The sequence below is a fragment of the Novosphingobium sp. BW1 genome (assembly GCF_008107685.1).
Lineage (GTDB): Bacteria > Pseudomonadota > Alphaproteobacteria > Sphingomonadales > Sphingomonadaceae > Novosphingobium.
On sequence record NZ_VIRF01000078.1, the window covers coordinates 80,656 to 103,584 of the forward strand.

The 22,929-nt window shown below is 61.4% G+C and carries 23 protein-coding genes; 3 read left to right on the forward strand and 20 right to left on the reverse strand.

Annotated elements, in window-relative coordinates; genetic code table 11:
- Positions 1–45: 45 nt before the first annotated feature.
- From FMM79_RS12660 to ndhC, 19 genes are read right to left on the reverse strand one after another with little or no spacing between them, the layout of a single operon-like run.
- Complete coding sequence (locus FMM79_RS12660; RefSeq protein ID WP_148627832.1) at positions 46–1,674, reverse strand: ribonuclease J; 1,629 nt, start codon at positions 1,672–1,674, stop codon at positions 46–48.
- The gene (locus FMM79_RS12665; protein ID WP_148627833.1) at positions 1,671–2,450 is read right to left on the reverse strand and encodes a type III pantothenate kinase; all 780 of its coding nucleotides are present in this window, start codon (positions 2,448–2,450) and stop codon (positions 1,671–1,673) included. The genes FMM79_RS12660 and FMM79_RS12665 overlap by 4 nt, the downstream gene beginning before the upstream one ends.
- Before the next feature lie 17 nt (positions 2,451–2,467).
- The gene (locus FMM79_RS12670; RefSeq protein WP_148627834.1) at positions 2,468–3,190 is read right to left on the reverse strand and encodes a biotin--[acetyl-CoA-carboxylase] ligase; all 723 of its coding nucleotides are present in this window, start codon (positions 3,188–3,190) and stop codon (positions 2,468–2,470) included.
- A 12-nt stretch (positions 3,191–3,202) separates the two neighbouring features.
- Positions 3,203–4,666 (reverse strand): NADH-quinone oxidoreductase subunit NuoN, encoded by a 1,464-nt coding sequence (nuoN, locus tag FMM79_RS12675; RefSeq protein WP_148627835.1) that lies wholly within the window; start codon positions 4,664–4,666, stop codon positions 3,203–3,205.
- Complete coding sequence (locus FMM79_RS12680) at positions 4,666–6,201, reverse strand: NADH-quinone oxidoreductase subunit M (RefSeq protein WP_148628110.1); 1,536 nt, start codon at positions 6,199–6,201, stop codon at positions 4,666–4,668. The genes nuoN and FMM79_RS12680 overlap by 1 nt, the downstream gene beginning before the upstream one ends.
- Before the next feature lie 4 nt (positions 6,202–6,205).
- Complete coding sequence (gene nuoL, locus FMM79_RS12685) at positions 6,206–8,239, reverse strand: NADH-quinone oxidoreductase subunit L (RefSeq protein ID WP_148627836.1); 2,034 nt, start codon at positions 8,237–8,239, stop codon at positions 6,206–6,208.
- A gap of 4 nt (positions 8,240–8,243) precedes the next feature.
- On the reverse strand, positions 8,244–8,549 hold the full coding sequence (nuoK, locus tag FMM79_RS12690; protein WP_039393252.1) for an NADH-quinone oxidoreductase subunit NuoK: 306 nt from the start codon (positions 8,547–8,549) through the stop codon (positions 8,244–8,246).
- Positions 8,546–9,163, reverse strand: a complete 618-nt coding sequence (locus FMM79_RS12695; RefSeq protein WP_148627837.1) for an NADH-quinone oxidoreductase subunit J — start codon at positions 9,161–9,163, stop codon at positions 8,546–8,548. The genes nuoK and FMM79_RS12695 overlap by 4 nt, the downstream gene beginning before the upstream one ends.
- 15 nt (positions 9,164–9,178) lie before the next feature.
- Complete coding sequence (nuoI, locus tag FMM79_RS12700) at positions 9,179–9,664, reverse strand: NADH-quinone oxidoreductase subunit NuoI (RefSeq protein ID WP_039393248.1); 486 nt, start codon at positions 9,662–9,664, stop codon at positions 9,179–9,181.
- Entirely contained in the window at positions 9,664–10,707 is a 1,044-nt protein-coding gene (nuoH, locus tag FMM79_RS12705) for an NADH-quinone oxidoreductase subunit NuoH (RefSeq protein ID WP_039393247.1), read from the reverse strand. The genes nuoI and nuoH overlap by 1 nt, the downstream gene beginning before the upstream one ends.
- Positions 10,704–12,722 carry an NADH-quinone oxidoreductase subunit NuoG gene (gene nuoG / locus FMM79_RS12710; RefSeq protein WP_148627838.1) on the reverse strand — a complete coding sequence of 673 codons (2,019 nt, stop codon included), beginning with the start codon at positions 12,720–12,722 and terminating at the stop codon, positions 10,704–10,706. Before nuoG ends, nuoH begins: the two co-directional genes overlap by 4 nt.
- Entirely contained in the window at positions 12,722–14,023 is a 1,302-nt protein-coding gene (gene nuoF / locus FMM79_RS12715) for an NADH-quinone oxidoreductase subunit NuoF (RefSeq protein ID WP_148627839.1), read from the reverse strand. Before nuoF ends, nuoG begins: the two co-directional genes overlap by 1 nt.
- A gap of 3 nt (positions 14,024–14,026) precedes the next feature.
- Positions 14,027–14,695: an NADH-quinone oxidoreductase subunit NuoE gene (gene nuoE, locus FMM79_RS12720; RefSeq protein ID WP_148627840.1), complete on the reverse strand. Its 669-nt coding sequence runs from the start codon at positions 14,693–14,695 to the stop codon at positions 14,027–14,029.
- Positions 14,688–14,888, reverse strand: coding sequence for a hypothetical protein (locus FMM79_RS12725; protein WP_148627841.1), 201 nt, complete (start codon positions 14,886–14,888; stop codon positions 14,688–14,690). The genes nuoE and FMM79_RS12725 overlap by 8 nt, the downstream gene beginning before the upstream one ends.
- Positions 14,885–15,235 (reverse strand): nuclear transport factor 2 family protein, encoded by a 351-nt coding sequence (locus FMM79_RS12730; protein ID WP_148627842.1) that lies wholly within the window; start codon positions 15,233–15,235, stop codon positions 14,885–14,887. Before FMM79_RS12730 ends, FMM79_RS12725 begins: the two co-directional genes overlap by 4 nt.
- Entirely contained in the window at positions 15,232–16,443 is a 1,212-nt protein-coding gene (locus FMM79_RS12735) for an NADH-quinone oxidoreductase subunit D (RefSeq protein WP_148627843.1), read from the reverse strand. Before FMM79_RS12735 ends, FMM79_RS12730 begins: the two co-directional genes overlap by 4 nt.
- Positions 16,440–17,189 (reverse strand): NADH-quinone oxidoreductase subunit C, encoded by a 750-nt coding sequence (locus tag FMM79_RS12740; RefSeq protein WP_148627844.1) that lies wholly within the window; start codon positions 17,187–17,189, stop codon positions 16,440–16,442. Before FMM79_RS12740 ends, FMM79_RS12735 begins: the two co-directional genes overlap by 4 nt.
- A 13-nt stretch (positions 17,190–17,202) precedes the next feature.
- Complete coding sequence (locus tag FMM79_RS12745) at positions 17,203–17,772, reverse strand: NADH-quinone oxidoreductase subunit B family protein (protein WP_371710920.1); 570 nt, start codon at positions 17,770–17,772, stop codon at positions 17,203–17,205.
- Positions 17,763–18,137, reverse strand: coding sequence for an NADH-quinone oxidoreductase subunit A (gene ndhC / locus FMM79_RS12750; RefSeq protein ID WP_148627846.1), 375 nt, complete (start codon positions 18,135–18,137; stop codon positions 17,763–17,765). Before ndhC ends, FMM79_RS12745 begins: the two co-directional genes overlap by 10 nt.
- A gap of 505 nt (positions 18,138–18,642) precedes the next feature.
- Here ndhC and FMM79_RS12755 point away from each other — a divergent pair.
- Positions 18,643–19,836, forward strand: a complete 1,194-nt coding sequence (locus FMM79_RS12755; RefSeq protein ID WP_148627847.1) for an acetyl-CoA C-acyltransferase — start codon at positions 18,643–18,645, stop codon at positions 19,834–19,836.
- Positions 19,837–19,919: 83 nt separating this feature from the next.
- Here FMM79_RS12755 and FMM79_RS12760 read toward each other — a convergent pair whose 3' ends face one another.
- Positions 19,920–20,396, reverse strand: a complete 477-nt coding sequence (locus FMM79_RS12760; RefSeq protein ID WP_148627848.1) for an SH3 domain-containing protein — start codon at positions 20,394–20,396, stop codon at positions 19,920–19,922.
- 82 nt (positions 20,397–20,478) lie between these two features.
- Between FMM79_RS12760 and FMM79_RS12765 the strand changes: the two genes are divergently transcribed.
- Both FMM79_RS12765 and FMM79_RS12770 read left to right on the forward strand, forming a co-directional pair.
- Complete coding sequence (locus tag FMM79_RS12765) at positions 20,479–21,495, forward strand: D-glycerate dehydrogenase (RefSeq protein WP_148627849.1); 1,017 nt, start codon at positions 20,479–20,481, stop codon at positions 21,493–21,495.
- Positions 21,496–21,580: 85 nt separating this feature from the next.
- Positions 21,581–22,909, forward strand: a complete 1,329-nt coding sequence (locus FMM79_RS12770) for an ammonium transporter (RefSeq protein ID WP_162528507.1) — start codon at positions 21,581–21,583, stop codon at positions 22,907–22,909.
- Positions 22,910–22,929 lie beyond the last annotated feature (20 nt).

A 22,929-nucleotide genomic window follows, 5' to 3' on the forward strand; every position in this document is an offset into this window, starting at 1 on the left:
CTCTCCCGGCCGCCCAACCTATGACGGCGGGTCGGCCGGAGGTGTTCAGTCGTTCCCCAAGATCAGTACCTGAACCTGCGGCTTCTTGCCCGACCAGCGCGTCGCCGCACGGCGGGTCGCAAGGCGCACCGCCTCATGGCGATCCTCAGGTGTGGCCTTGCGCGTACGCTGCAGAGCCTTGGCGACGTCTTCCTCAGCCTCGACCACGAAATCGGCGTAGTCCTCGTCAAGCGGCAAGCCAACGGCGCTTACCTTGACCTTTCCATTCAGCGTCGCGGCGACCGAGACGACGCCCTGGTAAGAAATGCGCCGACGCATCACCATCGCTTCGCCATCGGCCGGCGCAATGATGTCGCCATCGAGAAGGAGGCGTCCTGAATGCACTTCACCGAACTTGCCCGGATGCCCGGGAGCCAGGCGGACAAGGTCGCCATTCTTCTGGAACACCGCCTTGGGAATCCCGCAGGACCGGCCAAACGCAGCCTGTTCCTTCATGTGGCGCACTTCGCCGTGAACCGGCATGAGAACCTCGGGACGGATCCAACTGTACAAGGCTTGGAGCTCCGGACGGCCCGGATGTCCCGACACATGGATCAAGCTCTGACGATCCGTGACAACCTTGACACCGGCCTCCGCCAGACGGTTCTGAATGCGTCCAATCGGGATCTCGTTCCCCGGAATCTGGCGGCTCGAAAAGAGGACCACATCGCCCTTGTCCAGCTTGATCGTATGATTGCCATCGGCGATCCGGGCCAGCGCTGCGCGCGCCTCACCCTGCCCGCCGGTGGCCACGATCAGCACATCATCGCGTGGCAGGTCCATGGCCTCGTCCGCTTCGATGACCTCTGGGAAATCAGGCAGATACCCGCAGGATTTAGCAACCCCGATAATACGGTCGAGCGAGCGGCCCGCGACACAGAGCTGGCGCCCCGTCTTGACGGCAATCGCGCCCAAGGTCTGGAGACGCGCCACATTGGAGGCGAACGTCGTTACAAGAACCCGCCGTCCTTCATGGCGCGAGATTTCCTCGAGCAGCCCCTCGTAAACAGCGCCTTCGGAACCGGAAGCCTTGGGATTGAACACGTTGGTGGAATCGCAAACGAGGGCAAGCACGCCCTCGTCGCCAATCGCCCGCAACTCGTCTTCGGTCGCAGGCACGCCCACCTGAGGGGCTTCATCCAGCTTCCAGTCGCCAGTGTGGAAGATGCGACCATAGGGCGTGTCGATGACGAGCGCGTTGCCTTCGGCAATCGAGTGGGCGAGCGGCACGTAGCGGATACCGAACGGTCCCAGATCAAAAGGCTCCTCATCCTGGACCACGATCAGTTCGATTTCGCCTGCAATCCCCGCCTCTTCGAGCTTCGCCGCGACCAGTTTGGCCGTGAAGGGCGTAGCATAGATGGGAACACCAAGATCCTGTGCGAAATAGGGCACTGCACCGATATGATCCTCGTGCGCATGCGTGAGCACGATGCCCAGCAGGTTCTCCCGCTCGGACTCGATGAACTCCAGGTCCGCAAAGACAAGATCAACCCCGGGATATTCATTCATGCCGAAGGTCATGCCCAGATCGACCATCAACCACTTGCCCTGGCACCCGTAGAGATTGACGTTCATGCCAATCTCTCCCGAGCCGCCAAGGGCACAAAAGATCAGTTCCTTACCCGGTATCACTTGGTCGATGCTCTCTCTGCAAGAATGGCCAGCCCCTCGAGCGTCAGATTCGCTTCGACGGCGTCAAAAATGTCGGTTGCCTTGTCGAACAGCACCGCCAGGCCTCCAGTCGCGATGACTTTCGCCGGACGGCCGATCTGACGCTGCATACGCGCGATCAAGCCTTCCATCATCGCGACATAGCCCCAGAAAACGCCGATCAGCATCTGGTCCTCTGTATTGCGACCGATGACCGAGGTCGAGCTGGGAACGGCAATGCCGATGCGCGGCAGCTTGGCGGTATTGCCCACAAGTGCGTCGAGGGACAGGTTGATGCCAGGCGCGATGATACCGCCCTTGTAGGCACCATTGAAATCAACCGCATCGAAGGTGGTCGCCGTTCCGAAGTCGACAACAATGAGGTCTCCTTCGTACTTGGCATGAGCCCCGATCGCATTGACCGCGCGGTCGGCACCCAGCGTACGGGGCTCATCCACATCGATCTCAATATCATAGGTTGCCCTGCCGACACCCGCGACAAGAGGTTCGACATCGAAATAGTGCCGGCACAGCACCTCGAGATTGTGCAGCGCGCGCGGCACTACGGTCGAAATGATGATGCTGTCTATGGCGTCGCGATCCACCTTGTGGATGTCAAGCAACTGCATCAGCCACACCGCGTATTCATCGCCGGTCCGGCGCGCATCTGAAGCAATGCGCCACCGCGCCCGAACCTCGGAGCCCTCGAACAGCGCAAACACGACATTCGTGTTCCCGGCATCAATTGCAAGCAGCATGAAAGGCAACCTCTAACTCAACCCGGGATATTGGGTAGAAACACATCGCCGGCATGGATCTCGCGTACAATCTCATCCGCGCATCGCAGCCGCAGGCTCCCTTCCGGCGACAGCCCGTCAAATCGCCCCGAAACAGGCTCTTCACCGGGAGGATGAACGCGAAGGACCGTTCCCTTTGGATGGGCCGCAGTCTGCCAGCGCCGCAGCAATGGAGCAAGCCCTGCCCCGCGCCAGCGCTCCAGCTCCAGGGCAAAAGCCTCGTGAAGGCGCTCGGCAAACGCGTCACGATCAACCGTTGCGCCGTAAGCACGCAAGCTCGTTACGGGCCGGTCGGGCAAATCCGGGACCGAGCACAGGTTCACCCCCACACCCACAACAACGCGTCCCTGGATCATTTCCAGGAGAACCCCCGCCAGCTTCGCGCCATTGAGCAGGAGGTCGTTCGGCCACTTGATGACGAGGTCATCGCGGGAAGGCAGAAAGCCGCCCACGGCCTCGTGAACGGCTAACGCAACGACAAACGCCAGCGTAGATGGAGCGGGCTGGCCCGGGCTCCAATGCACCACCGTCGAGCCCATGAAATTGCCCGAGCCATCGAACCAGTCACGGCCCAGGCGTCCCCTCCCCTGCGACTGGCGGTCTGCAACCAGCCAGTCGCCCTCGGGAAGGTAATCGCCCCGCTTCAACCGGTCGACCAAATCGAAGTTGGTCGAACCAGTTTCCTCAACGTACCGGATCAAGACGGAGCCGGATCACAGAGCGGCGAAAAGAGCGGTCGTCGCCGTGTTGGCGGTCTCGCCCAGCCACGAAGTCAGCAGGTAACCCAGCGGCGAGATGAACGCACAGGCGACCACGAGGATGAGCTTGTGCCAGACGTCGCTCTCACCCTTCACCACATCGGCGGGCTCGTCGAAGTACATGACCTTGACGACCTTGAGGTAGTAGAAGGCGCCGATGACCGAAGCGGCGATACCGATAAAGGCCAGCGCGAGCATGTCGGCCTGGACCGCAGCCTGGAAGACCACAAACTTGCCCCAGAAACCGAACAGAGGCGGGATACCGGCAAGGCTGAACATCACGGTCGCGAGCGCCAGCGCGAGGCCCGGACGCGTACGCGAGAGACCCGCCAGCTTGGGGATATCCTCGACGTAGTTGCCGTTCTCGTCCTTGAGCATCAGAATAGCGGTAAAACCGGCAATCGACATCGCAACGTAGATGGTCACGTAGATCAGCATGCCCGAGGCACCGGCCTGCGTGGCCGTGGCAAGTCCGACGAGGATGAAGCCCACATTGTTGATCGACGAGTAGGCCATCAGGCGCTTGATGTTGCTCTGGCCGATGGCGCCAAGAGCGCCCACAACGATCGAGGCCAGCGCGACGAAGAGGATGATCTGCTGCCAGGCTGCCGCCTGATCACCAAAGGCATCCAGGAGAACGCGCATGATGAGGCCGAGACCCGCCACCTTGGGCGCCGTCGCGAAGAAGGTGGTCACCGGCGTCGGTGCACCTTCGTAAACGTCCGGTGTCCACATGTGGAACGGCACGGCGCTGATCTTGAAGGCCAGACCCGCCAGCATGAACACGATGCCGAACAACGCGCCGTTCGAGAGGCCTTCCGAAACGCTGGCGTTGATGCCTACGAACGACGTGGTACCGGCGAAACCGTACGTCAGGCTCATGCCGAAGAGCAGGATGCCCGAGGCCAGAGCGCCCAGCACAAAGTACTTGAGTCCCGCTTCCGCCGAACGTCCGTCGCTTCGCAGGATCGCAGCCAGAACGTAAGAGGAAAGCGACATCATCTCTAGACCGATGTAGAGCGTCAGCAAATCGGCAGCCGACACCATCATGCCCATGCCTACCGTCGCGAAAAGCACGAGCAGCGGGAATTCGGCACGCATCGAATCGTAGCGTTCGAAGTAGCTCGGCGCGAGAACCAGCGTAACCGCAGCCGAACCATAGATCAGAATCTTGGCGTAGCTGGCAAAAGCGTCCGCCCGGAACTGGCCGAAGAAGGCCGAGGTTTCTGGCCCCATCGCCCCGCCGCAAAGGGCAGGAGCGACAAGAACCATGGCCGCGACGAGCGTGGCGACCGACACGATCGAGATGAGGCGGCTCGCCTTGTCCCCGCCCCAGGCGGCGACAAGGAGCAGAACCAGGCCTGCGACGGTGATTGTTTCTTCAGGCGCGATCAGGCGCAGCGACTGCGACCAGTCCATCAGTGTGCCCCCTCATGCGCAGAGACTTCTTCATGCGCAGGCTTAGGATTGCCTGCCGTCGGCTTGGCATCACCCTCCGGCGCCGCACGGGCGATCCGGGCTTCCAGCGCGGCAATATCGGCGCGCATCGGAGCCATGAAGCTCTCAGGGTAGATGCCCATCCACAGAACCGGAATACCAAGCGCGACAACCATCAGGATCTCACGCGCGTCCAGGTCCGGCATGGCGGCGGCATCGGCGTTCTTCTGGGGGCCAAAGACCACCCGGCGGTAAAGGTAGAGCATGTAGGCAGCACCCAGGATGATGCTGGTGGTGGAGATAAGGCCAACCCAGCTCGAGACCTGGTAAGCACCTGCAAGGCTCAGGAATTCGCCAACGAACCCGCTCGTACCCGGCAGACCGATGGAAGCCATCGTGAACAGCAGGAAGAACAGCGCGTAACGCGGCATGTTGATGGCAAGACCGCCGTAGCGGGCGATCTCACGGGTGTGGAGACGGTCGTAGATGATGCCCACGCACAGGAACAGCGCGCCCGACACGAGACCGTGGCTGAGCATGACCAGCATCGAACCTTCGAGACCCTGCGCGTTGAACGCGAAGAGACCGACGGTCACAATCGCCATGTGTGCGACTGACGAATAGGCAATCAGCTTCTTCATATCGTCCTGCACCAGCGCGATCAGAGAGGTCACAACCACAGCCGTCATCGACAGACCCCAGATCAGCGGCGCGAACTGTGCCGAGGCTTCGGGGAACATCGGGAGCGAGAAGCGGATGAAGCCATAACCGCCCATCTTCAGGAGGACACCGGCCAGAATGACCGAGCCCGCCGTCGGCGCCTGAACGTGCGCCGCGGGAAGCCAGGTGTGCACCGGCCACATCGGCATCTTCACGGCGAAGCTCGCGAAGAAGGCCAACCACAGCCAAGTCTGTGCCTGGGGATCGAAATCGTAGGCCATCAGGGTCGGGATGTCGGTCGTGCCCGAAACATTCACCATCCACAGCATCGCGATCAGCATAAGCACCGAACCGAGAAGCGTGTAGAGGAAGAATTTGTACGACGCGTAGATACGGTCTGCACCGCCCCAAATGCCGATGATCAGATACATCGGGATCAGGCCAGCTTCGAAGAAGATGTAGAACAGGAAGAGATCCTGAGCGGCGAACACACCGATCATGAGCATCTCGACCAGCAGAAAGGCGGCCATGTACTCACCCACACGCTTCTCAACCGACTTCCAGCTCGCGCCGATGCAGACCGGCATGAGGAAAACGGAGAGCATGATCAGGAGGAGAGCAATGCCATCGATACCCAGGGCATACTTGAAGCCCGCGAAGAGCGCATGGCTCTCCTGGAACTGCCACTGGGCACCGCCCACATCGAAATTAAGCCAAAGGACAACACCAAGAGCCAGATTGGCCAGGGTTGCGGCCAGCGCGAGGACACGCGCTGACTTGGCATCAAGGTAAAGACACACCAGTGCCGCCGCGAGCGGCACTAGGAGCATCAGACTGAGGATCGGAAAACCACTCATCATCTTATCCCGCGATCACCCAGCTGATGGCGCCAACAAGGCCCAGCAGCATGACTAGAGCGTAGCTGTACAGGTAGCCCGACTGGACCTTCTGCGCATAGGTCGAACCCTTGGACACGACCCAGGCCGCGCCGTCCGGACCGAACCGGTCGATAATCCCGATATCGAGCACCTTCCAGAACAGCTTGCCGAAAGCGAAGGCGCCCTTGATGAACACGAGATTGTAAAGTTCGTCGAACATCCACTTGCGGTAGACGAAGGTGTAGACCGGGCCGATCTGCTCCACGACCTTGGCGGGGAACGACGTGTTCTTGATGTAACCATACCAGGCAATGACAAGGCCGATCAGCATCACGATAAAGGGCATGTACTTGTAGATACCCGAGACTTCATGGAGCGAATGGATCAGGTGCTCGTGGAAGACGAGACCGCCCTGCCAAAACTCACCCGTACCTTCACTGACGAACCAGTGCTGGAACGCGAAGCCGGCAACCACAGCACCAACCGAGAGAATGATCAGCGGCAGCAGCATGACCAGCGGGCTCTCGTGCGGGTGGTAGCCACCGGTGCCCTCAAGCGCGTGGCCGTGATTGCCCTTGCCGTGGTCATCGTGACCGTGGCCGTGGCCGTGGGCATCATGGACAGCGTGCTGGATGTGCTCCGAACCGGCCCAACGGGGCTTGCCGAAGAAGGTGAGGAACACCAGGCGCCACGAGTAGAAGCTCGTCATCAGAGCGGCGGCGATACCCATCCAATAGGCGAAGAGGCCCATCGAGGTGCCGCTCGCGAACGCGGCTTCGATGATCGAGTCTTTCGAATAGTACCCGGCAAAGCCGACACCGAAGAGCCCCACCCCCGTAATCGCCAGCGTGCCCATCGTCATGGCCCAGAAAGTTACCGGGATCTTCTTACGAAGGTCGCCGTAGAACCGCATGTTCTGCTCGTGGTGCATCGCGTGGATGACCGAACCGGCGCAGAGGAACAGCAGAGCTTTGAAGAAGGCGTGCGTAAAGAGGTGGAACATCGCCGAGCCGAACGCGCCGACACCGATGGCGAAGAACATGTAGCCGAGCTGCGAACAGGTCGAGTACGCGATCACGCGCTTGATGTCCCACTGTGTGCAGCCAACGGTTGCCGCGAAGAAGCAGGTGGCCGCACCGATGAAAGTGATGACAGTCATCGTCGTGGCGCTGGCTTCGAACATCGGCGAAAGGCGGCAACACATAAAGACACCGGCGGTGACCATGGTCGCCGCGTGGATCAGGGCCGAGACCGGGGTCGGGCCTTCCATCGCGTCCGGGAGCCAGGTGTGAAGGCCCAGCTGCGCTGACTTACCCATCGCGCCCACGAACAGCAGCAGCGTGATCACCGTCATCGTATCGGCACGCATGCCGAGGAAGCCGATGGTCGAGCCCGCCATGCCCGGAACCGCATCCAGAATCTCGGGGATCGAGACGGTGCCAAAGACAATGTAGGTGCCAAAGATGCCAAGCATGAACCCAAGGTCACCAACGCGGTTGACGACGAAGGCCTTGATAGCAGCCGCACCGGCCGAAGGCTTGCGCAGGTAGAAACCGATCAGAAGGTACGAGGCGAGGCCCACGCCTTCCCAACCGAAGAACATCTGCACCAGGTTGTCGGCCGTCACCAGCATGAGCATCATGAAGGTGAAGAGTGAGAGGTAAGCGAAGAAGCGTGGCTTGTCCGGCTCATCGTCCATGTACCCCCACGAGTAGAGGTGCACGAGCGAGGAGACCGAAGTCACGACAACCAGCATGACGGCAGTCAGCGTATCGACGCGCAGCGCCCAGTCGAAGACGAAGCTACCCGAGGCAACCCAGTGTAGGACCGGAACCACCGTCGGCTCAGCCGAGCCGGTGAGGTAGGGGATGAAGACCGACCAGGACAGGGCGGCGGAGATGAACAGGCCTACGGTCGTGATGACCTTGGCCGCCATTCCACCGAGATCCTTGTTCCCAAGGCCAGTGATGATCGCTGCCAGAAGCGGCAGGAATACGATGATCAGGATCGGGTGCAAGGCCTTATCCCTTCATCCGGTTGACGTCGTCGACGGCAATAGTGCCGCGGCCACGGAAGTAGATAACGAGGATCGCCAGACCTACTGCGGCTTCACCCGCGGCGACAGTCAGAACGAACATGGCGAAAATCTGGCCCGTCAGATCGCCAAGGAAGGCACTGAACGCAACGAGATTGATGTTCACCGCGAGCAGAATGAGTTCAATCGCCATGAGGACGATGATCACGTTCTTGCGGTTGAGGAAAATGCCGAGGACACCGAGCACGAACAAGATCGAGCTCACCACGACATAGTGTTCGACGCCGATCACAGCGTAACCCCCTTGCCCACTTCGGGCTTCACGTTGACGGTCGCCTCGTCGGGACGACGTGCGTTCTGCTTGGAGATGTTCTGAACGAGCGCCTCGCCGCGCTGACGATGGGTCAGGACGATGGCACCGATCATGGCGACAAGCAGGATGATACCGGCTGCCTCGAAGAGGAACAGGTAGCGGCTGTAGAGAAGCGCACCGATGGCAGTCGTGTTCGAGAGGCCCTCGGCGACGGCGGCGGTACCATCCGGCGTGCCGAGCTCAAGTGAACCGGCGCGATAGGCCCCGACTCCAAGGACGATCTCAGCCAGAAGGACAAGCGCGACAAGCGCCCCCAGCGGGAAATAGCGAACGAAGCCTGCGCGCAGTTCGGCGAAGTCGATGTCGAGCATCATGACGACGAACAGGAACAGGACGGCGACCGCGCCCACGTAGACGATAACAAGCAGCATCGCGATGAATTCCGCACCGACCAGCACCATCAGGCCCGCAGCGTTGAAGAACGCCAGGATGAGCCAGAGGACCGAATGCACCGGGTTGCGCGAAAGGATAGTGATCGCGCCTGAGGCGACGGTCATCACCGCGAAGAGATAGAAGGCAATAACGTGAATCATGACCGCGCGAGCCCCCTAGCGATACGGCGCATCGGCTTCAAGGTTCGCGGCGATTGCACGCTCCCACTTATCGCCGTTCGCCAAAAGCTTAGCCTTGTCATAGAGCAGTTCCTCACGCGTTTCTGTCGCGTATTCGAAGTTCGGCCCCTCGACGATCGCATCCACCGGGCACGCTTCCTGGCAGAAGCCGCAGTAGATGCACTTCGTCATGTCGATGTCGTAGCGCGTGGTGCGGCGCGAACCGTCGTCACGCGGCGCAGCTTCGATCGTGATCGCCTGTGCCGGACAGATTGCCTCACACAGCTTGCACGCAATGCAGCGCTCCTCGCCGTTGGGATAACGGCGAAGGGCATGCTCACCACGGAAACGGGGCGAAAGCGGGTTCTTCTCGAAGGGGTAGTTGATCGTCGCCTTCGGCTTGAAGAAATACTTCAGCGTCAGGGTGTGGGCCTTCACGAACTCATAGAGCGTGAAGGACTTTACGAGTTGAGCGACGCTCATCAGGAATACCTCGTCAGCATCAGGTAGCCCGAGACCAGGACCACGAAGAGGAGCGAAACCGGCAGGAAGACCTTCCAGCCAAGACGCATCAGTTGGTCGTAGCGGTAGCGCGGGACGGTCGCCTTCACCCAGGAGAAGACGAAGAAGAAGAAGAAGACCTTGAGCAGGAACCAGATGAAGCCCGGGACAAGGTACAGCGGCGCCCAGTCCAGCGGCGGCAGCCAGCCACCGAAGAACAGCGTTGTGTTGAGCGCACACATCAGAAGGACGTTCGCGTATTCACCCAGCCAGTAAGCGGCAAACGCCATTGACGAATATTCCGTCTGGTAACCGGCCACGAGTTCCGATTCCGCCTCGGTAAGGTCGAACGGCGCACGCTGGGTTTCCGCCAGCGAGGAAATGAGGAACATCACCCACATCGGGAACAGCAGCGGGTTAAACACAAAGCCGTTGAAGATGCCGAAGACATGCCCCTGCTGGGCCTTGACGATATCGTTCATATTGAACGTACCCGACCACAGGACGACACAGATTATGATGAAGCCAATGGAGACTTCGTACGAGATCATCTGGGCCGATGCGCGCATCGCGGAAAAGAAGGGATACTTCGAGTTCGATGCCCAGCCCGCCATGATCGTGCCGTACACACCCAACGAGCTGATCGCGAGAATGTAGAGCAGGCCGACGTTGATGTCGGCGAGCATGGCGCCCGAGTTGAACGGGATCACCGCCCACGCCATCAGCGCGATGGTGAAGGTCACCACCGGCGCGATGAGGAAGATACCCTTGTTGGCAGCCGAAGGAACGATGGTTTCCTGGAGAAAAACCTTCAAACCGTCCGCAAACGACTGGAGGAGGCCGAAGGGGCCGACCACATTGGGGCCACGGCGAAGCGCCATGGCGGCCCAGATCTTGCGGTCGACGTAGATGATCATCGCAACGGCCAGCATCAGCGGCAAAGCGATGAGCAGAATGCCGCAGATGGTCGCGACAAACCACGCCCAGTCATAGGTCATTCCAAGCGATTGGAAGAAAGCGGTCATTCCGCGGCCTCCGCGATCTCTTCCCCGTGAAGCAGTTCAGCCGAACACTGCTGCATCACCGCGCTGGCGCGCGCGATGGGGTTGGTCAGATAGAAGTCCTTGATCGGATAGGCGATCACACCGGAAGCGGAACCGCCACCGGCTGGCAGGTCCTGCCCGTAGCCAGCGAGACCTTCGTTGCCAAGTGCAGGAACCACAGCGGCCATTGCGGCCCGCAGTTCCTCGAAGGTGTCAAATCCAACGGAGACCCCGAAGGCATCGGCCATGGCACGCAGGATCGTCCAGTCCTCGCGGGCATCGCCCGGAGCGAAGACCGCCTTGTCCGAAAACTGAACGCGCCCTTCCGTGTTGACGTAAGTGCCATTCTTCTCGGTGTAGGCGGCTGCCGGCAGGACGACGTCAGCGGCATGGGCGCCCTTGTCGCCATGGTGACCGATATAGACGACCATTGAGTTGGCAAACTTGGTGAAGTCGACTTCATCCGCGCCCAGCGCCAGCAGCACCTTGGGGGCCGCAGCGACCAGGTCGGCAATGCCGCCCCTCTGCGCATAACCCAGCATCAGGCCGCCCATGCGAGCCGCCGAGAGGTGCAGGACATTGAAACCGTTCCAGGTCGAGCCGTCTTCCAGTTCACGCACTAGCTTAAGCTGGCTGGCGATCGAGAGCGAAGCCTCGAGACCACCACGGCCAAGCCCTGCCCCGCCGACAATCATCGCCGGGCGCTTGGCATTAAGGAGGGCATCCCAGACGTGCTGCGGAAGCTGGTTGAGAACCGAGAGGTCCTCACCAAGGAACTCGCCGCCAAACGTGGTTTCCCACTCGGGACCGATCAGGAAGACCTTGGCTCCGCGCTTGACCGCCTTGCGCAGACGGACATTGACGAGCGGAGCCTCGGTACGGACCTGGCTGCCCACGATCAGGATCGCGTCCGCAGTCTCGATATCGTTAAAGCCGGTGTTGAAGTTGACCGCAGCCAGGCTCGAGCAGTCGTAGTCCATACCGGTCTGACGACCTTCCAGGAGCGACGAACCAAGCGCACCGAGCAGTTTCTTGGCCGCAAACATGGTCTCACAATCGAGCATGTCGCCTGCCACGGCCGCAATCGAATTGCCCGGATTGAGCAAGGCGATGGCCGAGAAGGCTTCCTGCCAGCTTACCGCAACCAATTTGCCGCCTTTGCGCAGGAAGGGTTTGTCGAGGCGGCGCTTCGTCAGGCCGTCGACCTGGTAGCGCGCCTTGTCCGAGATCCATTCCTCGTTGACATCGTCGTTGACGCGCGGAAGTACGCGAAGCACTTCGCGTCCACGGCTGTCGATGCGGATGTTCGAACCCACAGCGTCAGAGACGTCGATACCGATCGTCTTCTTGAGCTCCCAGGGACGGGCCTCGAACGCGTAGGGACGCGAGGTCAGCGCGCCGACCGGGCAAAGATCGATCACGTTGGCCGACATCTCGTGCGTTGCCGCCTTCTCAAGATAGGTCGTGATCTGCATGTTCTCGCCGCGATAGATCGCGCCGATCTCGTCCACGCCGGCGATCTCTTCCGAGAAACGCACGCAGCGCGTGCAGTGAATGCAGCGCGTCATCGTGGTCTTGATGAGCGGGCCCATGTTCTTGGTGGTGACGGCGCGCTTGCTTTCGTCATAGCGCGAACCGCCACGGCCATAGGCCACCGACTGATCCTGAAGATCGCACTCGCCGCCCTGGTCGCAGATCGGGCAATCAAGCGGGTGGTTGATGAGGAGGAACTCCATCACACCTTCGCGCGCCTTCTTGACCATCTCGGAGTCCGTGCGAATCTCCTGGCCTTCGTTGGCGGGCAACGCGCAGGAGGCCTGCGGTTTGGGCGGTCCGGGCTTCACCTCGACCAGGCACATGCGGCAGTTGCCGGCGATGCTCAGGCGCTCGTGATAGCAGAACCGCGGGATTTCCTTGCCGGCGAGTTCGCAGGCCTGCAGGACGGTTGCGCCCTGCGGTACCTCGATTTCTACGCCGTCTACTTTGACCTTGGGCATTACTCAGCAGCCTCCGGCATGTTTTCGGCAATCCGGCGTTCCAGCTCGGGGCGGAAATGACGGATCAGACCCTGGATCGGCCATGCAGCGGCGTCACCCAAGGCGCAGATGGTGTGGCCCTCGACTTGCTTGGTCACCTGGAACAGCATGTCGATTTCTTCGACCGACGCGTCACCGGTGCGCAGGCGCTCCATGACACGCCACATCCAGCCCGTGCCTTCGCGGCACGGTGTGCACTGGCCGCAACTCTCATGCTTGTAGAAGTACGAGATGCGGCTGATGGCGCGCACGATGTCGGTGGATTTGTCCATGACGATGATCGCAGCGGTACCAAGGCCCGAACCGACGGCCTTGAGACCGTCGTAATCCATCGGACAATCGATGATGTCCTTGGCGGGTACCAGCGGAACCGAAGAACCACCCGGGATCACGGCGAGGAGGTTGTCCCACCCACCGCGGATGCCACCGCAATGCTTTTCGATCAGTTCGCGGAAGGAGATCGACATCTCCTCTTCCACGACGCACGGCTTGTCGACGTGGCCTGAGATCTGGAAGAGCTTAGTGCCGCGATTGTTCTCGTTGCCGAAGCTGGAGAACCAAGCCGCGCCGCGCCGCATGATTGTGGGCGCGACCGCGATCGATTCCACATTGTTCACGGTGGTCGGGCAACCGTAGAGCCCGGCACCAGCCGGGAACGGGGGCTTAAGACGGGGCTGGCCCTTCTTGCCTTCCAGGCTCTCAATCATCGCGGTTTCCTCACCGCAGATGTAGGCCCCTGCACCGCGGTGCACAAAGACGTCGAAGTCGTAGCCCGAACCGCAGGCGTTCTTGCCAAGAAGACCTGCTGCGTAGGCTTCTTCACGTGCGGCGAAGAGCACCTCGGCTTCGCGAATGTATTCACCGCGAATGTAGATGTACGCCGCACGCGCGCCCATCGCGAAACCTGCCACCAACGCGCCTTCGAACAGAAGGTGCGGATCGTGGCGCATGATTTCGCGATCCTTGCACGAGCCGGGCTCGGATTCGTCCGCGTTGATGACGAGGAAGCTGGGCTTGGGGTTACCCGCTGCGTCCTTGGGCGGTTCCTTGGGCATGAACGACCACTTGAGGCCGGTCGGGAAGCCCGCGCCGCCGCGGCCACGAAGGCCCGAAGCCTTCATTTCCTCGACGATGACTTCCTTGCCCTTCGCAAGGATATCCTTGGTGTTGTCCCAGGCGCCACGCGCCATGGCTTCCTTAAGGTTCCAGGGCTGGAACCCGTAAAGGTTGGTAAAAATGCGATCCTTGTCGGCGAGTGCCATGACTTACCACTCCCCCCGGTAATCGTGATTTTCGGTGACCATGTCCCTGAGCGTGGTCGGACCACCGACGGGCTCCACCGTGTGACGGCCCGGCTCCTGCGTACCGGCCTTGGGCGTTTCGCCCGCGGCCAGCGCGTCAAGCACCTTGTCGAGGCGCTCGGCAGTGAGGTCCTCGTAGTTGTCGTCGTTGATCTGGACCATCGGAGCCGACGCGCAGTTGCCCATGCATTCAACTTCGGTGAACGACCAGAGGCCGTCTTCAGAGATGTGACCTGCCTTCATTCCGCGCTTCTTGCAGGCAGAGATGAGGTCATCCGACCCGCGCAGCATGCAAGGCGTCGTCCCGCAGACCTGAACGTGGAACCGACCGATCGGCGCGATGTTGTACATCGTATAGAACGTCGCAACCTCGACGACGCGAATGATCGGCATGTCGAGATAGGACGCGATGTATTCCATCACCGGGATGGGAAGCCACCCTTGCGTATTCTCTTCGGCGCCGACCTGGCGCTGGGCAAGGTCGAGCAGCGGCATCACGGCCGAGCGCTGGCGCCCTTCCGGATAACGTGAAAGCACGTCCTTGGCCTTCTCGGCGTTTTCGGGCGTCCAGGCGAAATTGCCCCAGCGCGCCCGCAGTTCCGGCGTATCCGGTTCGATATAGCGGTCAGCCATGCTTACCTCTGCGCTTCAGCCACTGTTCCTGGCCGAAAAAGAAAATTTCAAAACCACCGATGGCGGTCGCCAGCATGGAGACCGTTTGCGAGGGTACCCCTCCCACCGACATCACGCCGAAATAAAACGCGACGAGGCAGAGGCCCGTAAGCCCTGCCCATACGCGCAGCATCTCAACCGAGGAAAGGTTCATCGAATGAACTCCACCCGGCTGCACTTGTCGCCCTCGAAGCTGTAGACGGCAAGAACGTCGAACGGCTCCACGAATTCGGACCCGTCGCTCGCAGGCCCACGCGTGACGTGCTCACGGAAGACGACGAAGTTCTCCGTTTCCTCGATCGAGACGATCTCGGCGTGATTCTCGGGCCACTTGACAAAGGCGGCAGCAAGGCCGGTGCGTGTGCCTTCCTTGCCCTCGCGTACCACCGCACCGCGGTAACCTGCCTCGCAGGCATCGTCGGTCATGTAGGAGACGTAGAGATCGGCGTTCTTGGCGTTGTAGGCCGCGATCATCGCCTTGGCTGTTTCGAGCTTACTCAACGGTCACACTCTCCGAACACGATATCAAGGGCACCCAGGATGGCCGTGGCGTCGGGCAGCATGTGTCCCTTGCACATGAAGTCCATGGCCTGGAGATGGCTGAAGGCCGTCGGGCGGATCTTGCAGCGGTACGGCTTGTTGGAACCGTCCGAAACCAGGTACACGCCGAATTCGCCCTTAGGGCTCTCCGTCGCTACGTAGACCTCGCCTTCGGGGACATGAAAGCCCTCGGTGTAGAGCTTGAAGTGATGGATCAGCGATTCCATCGAAGTCTTCATCTCGGCGCGTTTGGGCGGACCGACCTTACGGTCGGTGGTCATGATCGGGCCTTCGGGCATCTGCGCGAGGCACTGCTTCATGATCTTCGCAGACTGGCGAACTTCCTCGACGCGCACCATGAAACGGCCGTAGCAGTCCGACTCCGTTGCAACCGGAACGTCGAATTCCATGCGATCGTAAACGTCGTAGGGCTGGCTCTTGCGGATATCCCAGGGGATACCGGCGCCGCGGATCATCGGACCCGAGAAGCCCCAGGCCAGCGCGTCCTCGCGAGAGACCTTCGCGATGTCGACATTGCGCTGCTTGAAGATGCGGTTGTCGACGACGAGGCTCATCGCGTCCTCGAACAATTCGGGCAGACGCGTGTCCAGCCAGTCGCCGATGTCGGCGAGCAGCTTGAGCGGCACATCCTGGTGCACGCCGCCCGGACGGAACCAGGCGGAGTGCATACGGGCACCCGATGCGCGCTCGAAGAAGTTGAGGCAGTCCTCGCGGATCTCGAACAGCCACAGGTTCGGCGTCATCGCGCCGACGTCCATGATGTGGCTGCCGATGTTCATCATGTGGTTCGAGATGCGGGTCAGCTCGGCGAAGAACACGCGCAGGTACTGCGCCCGCAGCGGAACTTCGATATTCAGCATCTTCTCGATCGCGAGAACGTAGCTGTATTCCATACCCAGCGGCGAGCAGTAATCGAGCCGGTCGAAGTACGGCAGCGCCTGGAGGTAAGTCTTGTTCTCGATCAACTTCTCGGTGCCGCGGTGGAGAAGACCGACGTGCGGATCGACACGTTCGATGATCTCGCCGTCCAGCTCCATGACCATGCGCAGAACGCCGTGGGCCGCCGGGTGCTGGGGACCGAAGTTGATCGTGTAGTTGCTGATGACCTCGTCGCCGGTCGTGGGCGACTGCTCAAGCTGCATGCTCATGCCTTGTCTCCCTTTTCGTCCTTGGCGGGCGCCGGCGGAGATTCCTTCTTGGCCGCCTTGGCATCGGTGTTTTTGTCGGCACCTGTATCCTCGGGGCTGTCGGTCGTCTTCTTTTCGGCGACGGGCGGCGCGTCGGCCTTCTCGTCGCCGGGGAGGATGTAGTCAGACCCTTCCCAGGGGCTCATGTAGTCGAAGGTACGGAAGTCCTGGGCCAGCTTGACGGGCTCGTAGACAACGCGCTTGTCCTCTTCGGAGTAGCGCAGTTCGACATAGCCCGTGAGCGGGAAGTCCTTGCGGAAGGGGTGCCCTTCGAAGCCATAGTCGGTGAGGATGCGGCGCAGGTCCTTGTTGCCAGCGAAGATCACGCCGTACATGTCAAAGACCTCGCGCTCGAGCCAGCCTGCGTTGGGCCACAGCGTCGTCACGGTCGGCACAGGCGTGCTTTCCGAGGCCGTGCACTTCACGAGCAGGCGGTGGTTCTTGGTCACCGAGAGCAGCATGTAGACCACCTCGAAGCGCTCCACGCGCGAGGGGTAGTCGACACCGGCCATTTCCATCATCTGCTGATATTCGTGCTCGTCACGCAGCAGCTTGAGGGCGTTGGCGATTTCGGGGCGCGCGACAGTCAGGACGACTTCGCCGTGCTGCTCCGTGGCGGAGATCAGCATCGGGCCCAGGGCGGCGCTCAGCGCTTCCACGACACCATCGTTGGAAGCGTATTTGGGAGCAGAGTGAAGAACGGTCATGGTCGGCTTCCTCTCAACGCTCGATCGTGCCGACGCGGCGGATCTTGCGCTGCAGCTGCATCACCCCATAGAGCAGCGCCTCGGCGGTCGGCGGGCAGCCCGGGACATAGATGTCGACCGGAACAATGCGGTCACAACCACGCACGACACTGTAGCTGTAGTGGTAATAGCCGCCGCCGTTTGCGCACGAGCCCATCGAGACGACGTACTTGGGCTCCGACATCTGGTCATAGACCTTGCGCAGCGCCGGGGCCATCTTGTTGCACAGTGTGCCCGCGACGATCATTACGTCGGACTGGCGCGGCGAAGCGCGCGGGGCAGCTCCGAAGCGCTCCATATCGTAGCGCGGCATGTTCACGTGGATCATCTCGACCGCACAGCAAGCAAGACCGAAGGTCATCCACCACAATGAGCCGGTACGGGCCCACTGGAACAGTTCCTCGGTCGAGGTTACGAGGAAGCCCTTGTCAGAAACTTCCTGATTGAGATCGTTGAAAAACGCCTGATCGGGGGCGGCCACCTGGCCACTCTGGCCCGACGCCAGCGGCTGTCCGGATGCGTTGACGAGCGTGCTCATTCCCAGTCCAGAGCTCCCTTTTTCCATGCATAGGCGAGGCCAATGGCCAGTTCACCAAGGAACACCATCATCGTACCCCAACCAGCCCAACCAGTCAGGTCGAGCGAGACGGCCCAGGGGAACAGGAACGCGGCTTCAAGGTCGAACACGATAAAAAGGATCGCAACGAGATAGAAGCGCACGTCGAACTGGCTGCGCGGATCCTCGAATGCGGGGAAACCGCACTCGTACTCGCTCAGCTTATCCGCATTCGGCTTGGCAGACCCCGTAAGGTGCGCCACGCCAATAGGCAGGAACACGATGATCGCAGACAGGGCGAGCGCGATCGCGAGAAAAATGAATATCGGCAGATATTGCGACAGATCAGTCAATGGTCTCTGGCCTCTTACCGGGTGGCGGCAGAGCCGCATTATGGCACCGTGTGTGGTTTCCGGGCGTTGAGCGGGTCCTTAGGCCGTCCCTCCGCACACCGCAAGGTGTCCGTCAGGATTATTCCCTTCCCGTCCATCGCACTGCAACAAAAAGACGCAAAACCGCAGCAGATCTAGGCCCGTAGCGATCTTATCGGGTCAATTGGAGGAAACAATCTGCAATAGTGCGCACAGCAGGGTGAACTTTTTGCAAGCCAAATGCGGTTCGATTCGCCTCTCTTTTATTGCAAGCCGCACACAGAATAGCTATTGCGAGTCAATTGCATTTTATCTGACACATGAAAGATCGGATTTGGGTTGTTCTCCTCGCCAGAGGCATTGCCCTCCCCGCGCCGCACCAGGGGCACCACCGGGGCGTTGTTGCAAGAAGCAGCGTTGAAAATGGCGCAGCGCAACATTATCGAATAAGAACGCGAACCGTATTAAGGCAGGAAGGCTCTACGCCATGACCCAGATTTCCGCTTCCGATCCCATTGTCGTACTCTCCTACGCACGCACCCCGATGGGCGGCCTGCAGGGCGCTCTTGCCGGGGTCGATGCTACCGAACTCGGCGCCACTGCCGTCAAGGCTGCGGTCGAACGCGCGGGCGTTGCCGGGGAGGATGTCGAGCGCATCTACATGGGCTGTGTGCTGCCGGCCGGTCTTGGCCAGGCCCCTGCCCGCCAGGCAGCGCTCAAGGCGGGCCTTCCCAAGTCGGTACAGGCAACGACGGTCAACAAGGTCTGCGGCTCGGGCATGCAAACCGTCATCATGGGCGCAGAGGCCCTTGCCTCGGGCTCAATCGACCTTGTCATCGCAGGCGGCATGGAATCGATGACCAATGCCCCATACCTTTCCAAAAAGCATCGTTCGGGCGCGCGTGCCGGTCACGACACGATCTACGACCACATGTTCCTCGACGGCCTCGAGGATGCTTATGAGGGCGCGTCGATGGGCTCGTTCGCACAGGTCACCGCCAACGACTACCAGCTCACACGCGAGATGCAGGACGATTACTCCATCGAGTCGCTGCGCCGCGCCAACAAGGCCATCACCACCGGCGCGTTCGCCGACGAGGTCGTCCCCATCACCGTCAAGAGCCGCAAGGGCGACACCATCGTCGATACCGACGAGCAGCCGCCCAAGGGCAAGCCCGACAAGATCCCGACCTTGCGACCGGCCTTTGCCAAGGACGGCACGATCACGGCCGCTTCGTCGAGCTCGATCTCGGATGGCGCGGCCGCGCTTGTGCTCACCCGAAAAAGCGTTGCCGAGGCCAAGGGCCTCTCGCCGGCTGCCACTGTCGTTGCCGTGGAAGCCCACGCACAGGAGCCCAAGGACTTCACCACCGCCCCTGTCGGCGCGATCGAGAAGCTGCTTGCGAAGACGGGATGGAGCATCTCGGACGTCGATCTCTTCGAGGTCAACGAAGCCTTTGCCTGCGTCGCCATGTTCGCGATGAAAGACCTCGGGATCACGCACGACAAGGTGAACGTGAACGGCGGTGCGACCGCACTTGGCCACCCCATCGGCGCTTCGGGCACGCGCATCATCGTCACCCTCATCAACGCCCTCAAGAGCCGCGGCCTCAAGAAGGGTATCGCCTCGCTGTGCATCGGCGGCGGTGAAGCCACCGCGATCGCGGTTGAACTGGCCTGATCTGCCCTGGCCCGGTCGACGAAAAAAGCCCCCCGGATGGTTCTCCTCCGGGCGGCTTTTTCGTTACCATACCAGCCTGCTCCTCAGGGCGTGCCCGCACCCCATAGGCTGCTTTCAGGCACCCAACCGCGATGCCCCTGGATATCCAGCTCACACCACCCCGCCTCGCAATCGCCGAGGAGGCCGACAACACCCGGCTCGACCTGCCACAGGACAGGGGCAGCCTCACCGCGCTCCGCGTGCATTTCGATGAGGTCTTCGCCGCGCACGATGGCCCCACGCTGACGTGAAAGCAAAAGGTCGCGCATCCAGCCCCGTGCACCGTCGGGATCTTCCACCTGGCGCCATGGGCCCTCGCGCCGGATGACCTTCACCGGCAGATGCAAGCGCCGATAGACCCAATCGATACGAAAGCTGTTGCCGGGTCCCACGCGCATGTTTGCTTCGTCAACGTCGATGGACGCCCAGTAGGGCACTTCGTCCTCGTCGGCAGCATGCGCGAACGAAGGACAGATGCACAGGGCCGCAAGCGCAGCCAGGATCGAGTATTTGCGCAACATGGTTCTGACTTACTTCCCGGAACGCGGATTCATCAAGACGCCTTGACCGCGCGACTGCACAGCGCGATAGCCTAAAGACGCCATGTCTGCATCCGATATTACCGCTCGTCTGCCGCTTCCCACACGCCCCTCGGTCGTCGTGACCCGTCGGCTCGCCCCTGCGGTCGAAGAGCGCATGCGCGAATTGTTCGATGCCGATCTCAACACGCCTGACACCCCCCTCTCCCGAGATGAACTGCGCGCGGCGATGGCCCATTGCCATGTCCTCGTTCCCACGGTGACCGACACGATCGACCGGGATCTAATCGAATCGGCCGGACCGAACCTTGGCATGATTGCCAATTTCGGAGCAGGAACAGAGCATATCGACCTCGCAGCAGCGCGGGCGCGGGGCATTCTCGTCACAAACACCCCGGGTGTGTTCACCGATGACACCTCAGACCTTACATTGGCACTGCTCATACTGACCATGCGGCGCTTCAAGGCCGGCATGCAGACCCTGCAAAACGGTGCCTGGGAAGGCTGGGGACCAACCAGCATGCTGGGCCATAGCCTGTCGCGCAAGACGCTGGGCATCGTGGGCATGGGACGGATCGGGCAGGCCGTCGCCCACCGTGCGCGGGCCTTTGGCATGAACATCGTCTACCACAATCGTCACCGCCTGCCCGAAGCGCTCGAGAACATGCTTTCGGCTTCCTTCGAGCCCGAGATAGAACGGCTGTTCGCCACGTCCGATGCCGTGAGCCTCCATTGCCCGTTGACCGCTGCGACGCATCACCTTGTCGACGCTGCACAGATCGCGGGCATGAAGAGCACCGCCTGCATAATCAATACCGGCCGGGGCGGCCTGATCGACGAAGACGCCCTTGCCGAAGCGCTGGAACAGGAGCGGATCGCGGGTGCCGGGCTGGACGTCTTCGCACACGAGCCGGAGGTAAGCCCGCGACTTCTCGCAGCGCCCAATCTTGTTGCCCTGCCCCACCTTGGCAGCGCGACCTTTGAAGGGCGAGAGACCGCTGGTCACAAGATCATCGCCAATATCCGCTTCTGGGTCGATGGCCACCGCCCGCCCGACCAGGTCCTACCCGAGATCGACTGACGTCGGCGTGATCGATGTGCGCTTGGCGTTAACCATTCCCATGCTCTAAGTGACGCCTTAAATGGTGTTGCCACGAGATAGAGGCATGAACGGGATGGGGCGCGCAGACAAACAGATCGGAAAGGCCGGGCACCGCCTCGCCATTTTGGGCTTGAGCGTCTTCCTTGCCACCATTTCCCGACCCGCCTTTGCCCAGAGCGGAGCGCTCGATCTCGCCGATACGGGCGATACGGCCTGGACCCTGGCCGCGAGCGTACTCGCACTTGCCGCGACGCTTCCCGGCTTTTTACTCTTCGCTTGCGGTCAGGCGCGCGGGCGTAACCAGGTCACAACTTTGTACCAGGGCACGGGCGCGGTACTCGCCAGCGCGCTTGCCTGGGCGGTCGCGGGCTACACGCTTGCCTTCGGCCATGAAACAGAGGGTTGGCTTGGCGCCGGAAACGCATGGATGCTACGTGAATTTGGCAATCTGCGCGCAGCTTCAAGCATCCCCGAGAGTGGCTTTGCGCTCTTTCAGACAACCTCGACACTTCTGCCAGTCGCGACCCTGGTCGCGTTCCGATCCGGCCGCATAAACACCGGCTGGTTCATGCTCTTTGCCCCGCTGTGGTCCCTGGTCGCCTACGCTCCGCTGGCCCACGCAATCTGGGGAGGTGGCTGGATCTCGAAGAGATTTGCCCCGATTGACTGGAACGGGGGCATCGTGATCGGCGTAGCCGCCGGAGTGAGCGGACTCGTCCTCGCGCTCATGAGTGCGGAGCGCGAACCAGCCCCCTCCCCGCTATCGCCACTGGGCCTTCTGCTTGTTCTTCTCGGAGCCGCACTTTTCCTCGTCGGACGTATCGCGGCGAGTGGTGGGCAGGCGTTTACCGGCAACGACGATGCCGCCGCAGCCATGCTGGCAACGATGCTGGGTGCCGCGGCAGGGGCTATGACGTGGCTGCTTCTGGGACTTGCCACGAAGCGCCCGCCGGGGCCGCTTTCCCTCGCTCGCGGCATTCTTTGTGGCCTCGCCTGCATTGCGCCTGCGGCGGGCTACGTATCGCCCGGCGGTGCCCTCGTAATCGGCATGATCGGTACAGCGGTGAGCTACGGTCTTGCCAGGGCACTGCAAGCCCGGACCCGCCTGGGGGATGCTGGCGTGCTCGCCAGCGTGTTTGCAGGGGGCGGAGCGTGCGGCAGCCTGCTCGCGGTGCCGTTCATCCAGCCTGCGCTGGGTGGCACAGGACACCCCTCCGGCACCAGCGCGATGGATCAGCTGATCGGACAGGCCGGGACACTCGCAATAGCCACGGTCTGGATTGCAGGGACCACGCTCATTCTGGCGACCATGGTTTCCCTCGTTCGACCGATGCGCCCATCGCAGGAGCGCATCGACCAAGGTCTCGACATCGCCACGACAGACGGATTCTAAAAAATAAAAGCCCTGCAAGA

Bases quoted from the DNA above. Each gene is read 5' to 3' on its own strand.
- FMM79_RS12755 (WP_148627847.1), top strand. From the start codon at position 18,643: ATGACCCAGATTTCCGCTTCCGATCCCATTGTCGTACTCTCCTACGCA.
- nuoF (WP_148627839.1), bottom strand. From the start codon at position 14,023: ATGGCACTCGCCGACAAGGATCGCATTTTTACCAACCTTTACGGGTTC.
- nuoE (WP_148627840.1), bottom strand. From the start codon at position 14,695: ATGGCTGACCGCTATATCGAACCGGATACGCCGGAACTGCGGGCGCGC.
- FMM79_RS12735 (WP_148627843.1), bottom strand. From the start codon at position 16,443: ATGAGCATGCAGCTTGAGCAGTCGCCCACGACCGGCGACGAGGTCATC.
- nuoN (WP_148627835.1), bottom strand. From the start codon at position 4,666: ATGGACTGGTCGCAGTCGCTGCGCCTGATCGCGCCTGAAGAAACAATC.
- FMM79_RS12770 (WP_162528507.1), top strand. From the start codon at position 21,581: ATGAACGGGATGGGGCGCGCAGACAAACAGATCGGAAAGGCCGGGCAC.
- FMM79_RS12740 (WP_148627844.1), bottom strand. From the start codon at position 17,189: ATGACCGTTCTTCACTCTGCTCCCAAATACGCTTCCAACGATGGTGTC.
- FMM79_RS12680 (WP_148628110.1), bottom strand. From the start codon at position 6,201: ATGAGTGGTTTTCCGATCCTCAGTCTGATGCTCCTAGTGCCGCTCGCG.
- FMM79_RS12725 (WP_148627841.1), bottom strand. From the start codon at position 14,888: ATGAACCTTTCCTCGGTTGAGATGCTGCGCGTATGGGCAGGGCTTACG.
- FMM79_RS12765 (WP_148627849.1), top strand. From the start codon at position 20,479: ATGTCTGCATCCGATATTACCGCTCGTCTGCCGCTTCCCACACGCCCC.
- nuoH (WP_039393247.1), bottom strand. From the start codon at position 10,707: ATGACCGCTTTCTTCCAATCGCTTGGAATGACCTATGACTGGGCGTGG.
- FMM79_RS12695 (WP_148627837.1), bottom strand. From the start codon at position 9,163: ATGATTCACGTTATTGCCTTCTATCTCTTCGCGGTGATGACCGTCGCC.
- nuoI (WP_039393248.1), bottom strand. From the start codon at position 9,664: ATGAGCGTCGCTCAACTCGTAAAGTCCTTCACGCTCTATGAGTTCGTG.
- nuoG (WP_148627838.1), bottom strand. From the start codon at position 12,722: ATGCCCAAGGTCAAAGTAGACGGCGTAGAAATCGAGGTACCGCAGGGC.
- FMM79_RS12665 (WP_148627833.1), bottom strand. From the start codon at position 2,450: ATGCTGCTTGCAATTGATGCCGGGAACACGAATGTCGTGTTTGCGCTG.
- FMM79_RS12760 (WP_148627848.1), bottom strand. From the start codon at position 20,396: ATGTTGCGCAAATACTCGATCCTGGCTGCGCTTGCGGCCCTGTGCATC.